Here is a 4,545-nt window from a genome sequence, read left to right on the forward strand (position 1 = left end):
TCGCTCCGCGGCCTGCGGGTGGGGGACGGCCGGCTCGTCGACGGACGGCGACGCCGGCCGGTCGGGTGACGAGTCGGACGGAGTCGGCTCGGCGGCCTCGGGGTACGGGTGCGGGGACGGGGGCGTGGTGTGCGTCCGCCGCTGACGCGCGGCGTGCGGTGGGGGACGGTGGTGGGCGCCAACTGGGATTCAGCTGTGGGGACTTACTCGTGAAACACCCGTGCCGAGCCGGCCCGCTCGACCCCAGCCGTGCCCTGCCGCCGTCACCGCCGAATTCGCTTTCGGCCACAATCAACCCTCGGGCAGACACAGTTGAGCAGACGCCGGAGGCAGCGGCACCCTACTGAGGGCGCGGCGAGGCCGGTGGGATGCTCACCGCTCCCCGCGCATCAGTCGATCTTCCTCGGCATCGGATCCGTTAGCATGCGTCGTTAGTTTTCGAACACACGGGCTGGCCGGTCGTCGGTCCGAACGCATGGGGGGGCATGCATGGCAGATCCTGACGCGGGCTTGCAATTCAAAGTCAATCCTGCCGAACTGGACGGCTGCGGACAGAGCGCGCAGCACATCGGGGGCCTGATACCGGGCGGGACGTCGAAGCTCGCGGAGCCGTGCAACCAGGCCGCCGGCACCCTGCAGGGGTGGCTGACGGCCGCGGCGGTGCGCGACTGCGGGACCAACTGGAAGACGCTGCTGGACAAGCTCGCCGGTGACATGGGCGACGTCGGCACCAAGCTCGCCACCACGGCCACCTACTACCGTCAGGCCGAGCAGAACGCCCACAACAGCATGCGCAACCCGGCCGCCCCGGTCCCGGACGAGCCGGACCCGTTCGGCACGACGGTCGTCCCGGGCCCCGTGAAGCCCTCCAGTGCGAAGGCGGCCGAGTAGCCCGATGGACATCAAGACGCTGTACGACGCCAACATCATCAACATCACCATCGCGAAGAACGCCTTCGACACGCTCTACTCGGCGTTCGGCCGGCACATCGAGTCCTGGCAGCACGAGGTCGCCGACCGGCTGGCCAACTCGCACTGGACCGGCACCGCGTCCGACCACGCCCAGGCCCGGATCCGCTTCCTGGGCACTGAACTCCAGTCCGCGCACAGTGAGCTGGACCTCGTCGGCAAGGCCCTCGCCAAGGCGGCCGAGCAGTTCGCGCTGGCCCAGTCCCACCTGGTCTACGCCCTCGACGACGCCAAGGCCGCCAAGCTCAACGTCGCTCCCGACGGCACCATCACCTGGGACAAGGAGCCCACGTCCGCGAACTACGCGGGCGCCGGCGCCGAGACGACGGCCATCGCGATCAGCAATCGCATCACCGCCGCGCTCAACGAGGCCGACCACGCGGACCAGGAGCTCAGCGCGCGGCTGAACCACTTCGCGACCAACGCCAGCAACGGCACCGGCCTGGACGCCGCCACCGTGGCGCAGGACCTGGCCGCCCAGACCGGACGGGAGCAGATACCGCCCGCAGGCACCGAGCCGGCCGGCGTCAAGAAGTGGTGGGACGGCCTCACCGACACCGAGCAGCAGAAGTTCATCCACGAGCACCCCGACCAGATCGGCAACCTCGACGGCGTACCCGCGGCCGTCCGCGACCAGGCCAACCGGGTCAACCTGAGGAACCTGATCAAGGACCGCGAGACCCAACTCGCCAACCTCGGCCCCGAGCCGACGAGGTACCTGAGCGTCGCCGAGACCAACGGCGGGCCAGTGGAGAACCCCGACTACACGGAGTGGAAGCGCAAGCACGACGCCCTGCAGGAGAAGCTCACCGGCTTCCGGTCCATTCAGAAGCGGCTCGACGGCGAGTTCGAAGGTGGTGGCGGGCCGGGCTCCGAGCCGCCGCTGCTGCTGCTGGGGATCGGCGATCAGGGGCAGGGCCGCGCGATCCTGTCCTGGGGCGACCCGGACAAGGCCCGGAACGTCTCCTCGATGGTGCCCGGGCTGAACAGCACCCTGGCCGGCGCCGGAAACGGCGACGCCATGACGGCGAAGCGCATCTATCAGTCCGCGGAGAGCAGCGCGCAGGCCAACAGCGAGACGCCGAGCATCGCGTCCGTGTTCTGGCTGGGGTACGACGCCCCTCAGCTGGAGGGCACCGGCTCCTCGGTGCTCATGCAGGACCGGGCGGAGGAGGGCGGGGCCGCGTACAACAAGTTCCTCCACGGACTCCGGGCCACCCACGAGGGCGCGCCGGCGCACATGACCGCGCAGGGGCACAGCTACTGCTCCCTGGTGGTCGGGAAAGCGACCCAGCAGCCCGGTGGCCTGCCCGTCGACGACATCGTCCTGGTCGGCAGCCCGGGTGTCGGAGTGGACAAGGCATCGCAGCTCGGGATCGGTGCGGATCACGTGTACGTCGGCACGGCCAAGTACGACCCCGTCGCGATGGCGCCGGCCCCCGGGATGTTCGTTCCCGGTTGGGCTGCGTACGAGGCGATCACGAATCCCGACGGGTTGTGGCACGGCACGGACCCGGCGAGCCAGGGCTTCGGCGCGCAGCGCTTCTCGGTGGCTGACGGTTCAGTGACCGACTCCCACGACAACTACTTCGGGAAGGACCACAAGGGCGGCGACTCGCTCCCCAACATCGGGAAGATCGTGAGCGGCCACGGGAACACGATCACCAGGGAGGACCCGAGGTGAGGGCCGCGGTACGACGCACGGCCGTGCCGGGGGTACTGCTGGCGCTCCTGGTCGGCTGGTACGCCTGGCCGGAGCCCGAGGAACCCACCGTGCCGGTCGACCAGGCACAGCACCGGATCGAGGCCGAGCTCGCCGATGTCGCGGGGGCCTTCCACCCGAGACTCCAGTGGGCCGAGGCGAGGTACGAAAGCGACCCCGACCTGACCGGACTCTGCGGTACGTCCGGGTGCAAGAGGACGGGCCGGGCGGAGATGTCCGCCCGCCAGGCGGCCCGAGTCCGGATCACCCCTACCCGGAATCAGGAGCCGCTCGACGTCGTCCAGGCACTCTGGACCGGGAAGGGCTACTTGGTCGAGCGCAACAAGGGCTCGGTGGAGGTGAAGGGCTCAGGGTTCAGCCTCCGGTTCGTCTCGGGAGTGGAGGGTTGTGCCGAGGTGTGGGCTTCCGTGTTCAATGTCACCGACATCGGCGATCGCGAGTGGATCGACAGGTTCGGACCGGGAGGGCAGGCCTACGCCGCCACCTGCGCGACGGTCGACGACCCCTACTGGTCGCACTGAGACCGGGAGCCCGCCCGGCCCGGCTTCCTCGGGCCGGGCGGGCTCGGCGGCCTCCCCACCCCGGGTCGGCCGGCGCTCCTGAAGTCTGCAGCCAGAGGATCATTTGTCCGACACGCCTTGGTGCACCGTGACTCCGGCAGGCAGCTGGAAGCACGGATCGCTCTGCCCCCGGCTCAGGAACTGCCGGAACGTGGTACCAGGTTGGGCCCACAGGACGGCGGTGACGTACGGGTTCGCCATGAGCGTCGGGCATTCGACTCGCTGGAGAGTAGACCTAATTTTCACAACTCCGGGCATTGCAGCAAATGCACGAGGCCTGCATCGAGCGCGCAGACTCCCACGCGGAACGCTGGTCCGACCACGCTCCCGTCACCGCAGTGTTCAAATTCGGCGATAACTGACCTGCAGGAAGCCACAGTTGAGCCTAGCCCAGAACCGGCCCGGCATGCAGCACCCCCAGCTCAGGCCCACTCGCACCAGTGAACGAGGCCTGCGATCTCGCCTAAAGCCGGTTTGACAAGTCGATTCGTCTCACCGGTCCCCGCCACGGGCGTCGCAACCACTGACTGGCCCCGCGCTTCGCACATGGGGTTTTAGGTCTCCAGCCAGCGGGGTCGGGTTTCGTCGATGCCGAGGAGTTCGAGCAGGTGTGCTTGGACTCCCAGTGGATCCGGGACACGTCGATGCCGAACTCCGTGACGGCCTGAGCGCCGACCGTGCCCACCAGCTTGTCCAGGTGCGGCGCGACGGCGTCCAGCGTGCGGGCGAGCCGGTCGTCGCCCAGCAGGTCCGGGGCGATGCCGAACACCTCGTCCACCGCCCAGTCCCGGGCCCAGTCGCCCACGCGGACCAGTGGTACCGGTGCGGACAACCGGTTGACGATCAACACTTCGATCACCTGGCCGTGGGTGAGGTGCGCGACCTCGCGAATCGGACACAGCTCGTCGACGATCCCGGCCACGTCCAGCCGGCGCAGACGGCAGAGGCAGGCAGAGCCGGACGCCTCTCCACCACGGGCGTCAACTCCACGGCGAAGCGCGGATGGTGCATCCGGGAACGACGTGACGAGATATCGGCACGCCATGTTCAACGACCGGCACCCCACCGGGGTACCGGTCGCATCACCAGTTCATCCGAACTCGTCATGTGCGAAGAACCGGACTAGCCCGCAGACGAGCTGCGTGGTTCGACGCGAAAGTCGAACGCGACGGTCCCGGGGTCGACGGCCGTCACACCGCCGTCGACAGTGAGCACCGCCCCGTTGACGAAGGACGCGGCGGGCGAGAGCAGCCAGGCGATGGCCTCCGCGACCTCGTGCGGCTCGCCGGGGCG

At 69.1% G+C, this 4,545-nt stretch carries 5 protein-coding genes; 3 read left to right on the plus strand and 2 right to left on the minus strand.

Annotated features, from left to right (window positions below; translation table 11 throughout):
- The first annotated feature begins 510 nt into the window (after window positions 1-510).
- From ACGF12_RS37880 to ACGF12_RS37890, 3 genes are all read left to right on the plus strand, one after another.
- Entirely contained in the window at window positions 511-891 is a 381-nt protein-coding gene (locus tag ACGF12_RS37880) for a WXG100 family type VII secretion target (RefSeq protein WP_393040997.1), read from the plus strand.
- A 4-nt stretch (window positions 892-895) separates the two neighbouring features.
- Entirely contained in the window at window positions 896-2,653 is a 1,758-nt protein-coding gene (locus ACGF12_RS37885) for an alpha/beta hydrolase (RefSeq protein WP_393041000.1), read from the plus strand.
- Window positions 2,654-2,742: 89 nt separating this feature from the next.
- Entirely contained in the window at window positions 2,743-3,213 is a 471-nt protein-coding gene (locus ACGF12_RS37890) for a hypothetical protein (RefSeq protein ID WP_393041003.1), read from the plus strand.
- Between the two features lie 502 nt (window positions 3,214-3,715).
- On the opposite strand, the gene ACGF12_RS37895 is transcribed toward ACGF12_RS37890, so the two are convergent.
- Both ACGF12_RS37895 and ACGF12_RS37900 read right to left on the minus strand, forming a co-directional pair.
- Window positions 3,716-4,174: a DUF4277 domain-containing protein gene (locus ACGF12_RS37895; RefSeq protein ID WP_393041006.1), complete on the minus strand. Its 459-nt coding sequence runs from the start codon at window positions 4,172-4,174 to the stop codon at window positions 3,716-3,718.
- Between the two features lie 200 nt (window positions 4,175-4,374).
- Window positions 4,375-4,545, minus strand: a 171-nt coding sequence (locus ACGF12_RS37900) for an SDR family oxidoreductase (protein WP_393041009.1), incomplete at its 5' end; no start/stop codon positions are given.

It is taken from the genome of Kitasatospora sp. NPDC048296, from assembly GCF_043201815.1.
Classification (GTDB): domain Bacteria; phylum Actinomycetota; class Actinomycetes; order Streptomycetales; family Streptomycetaceae; genus Kitasatospora.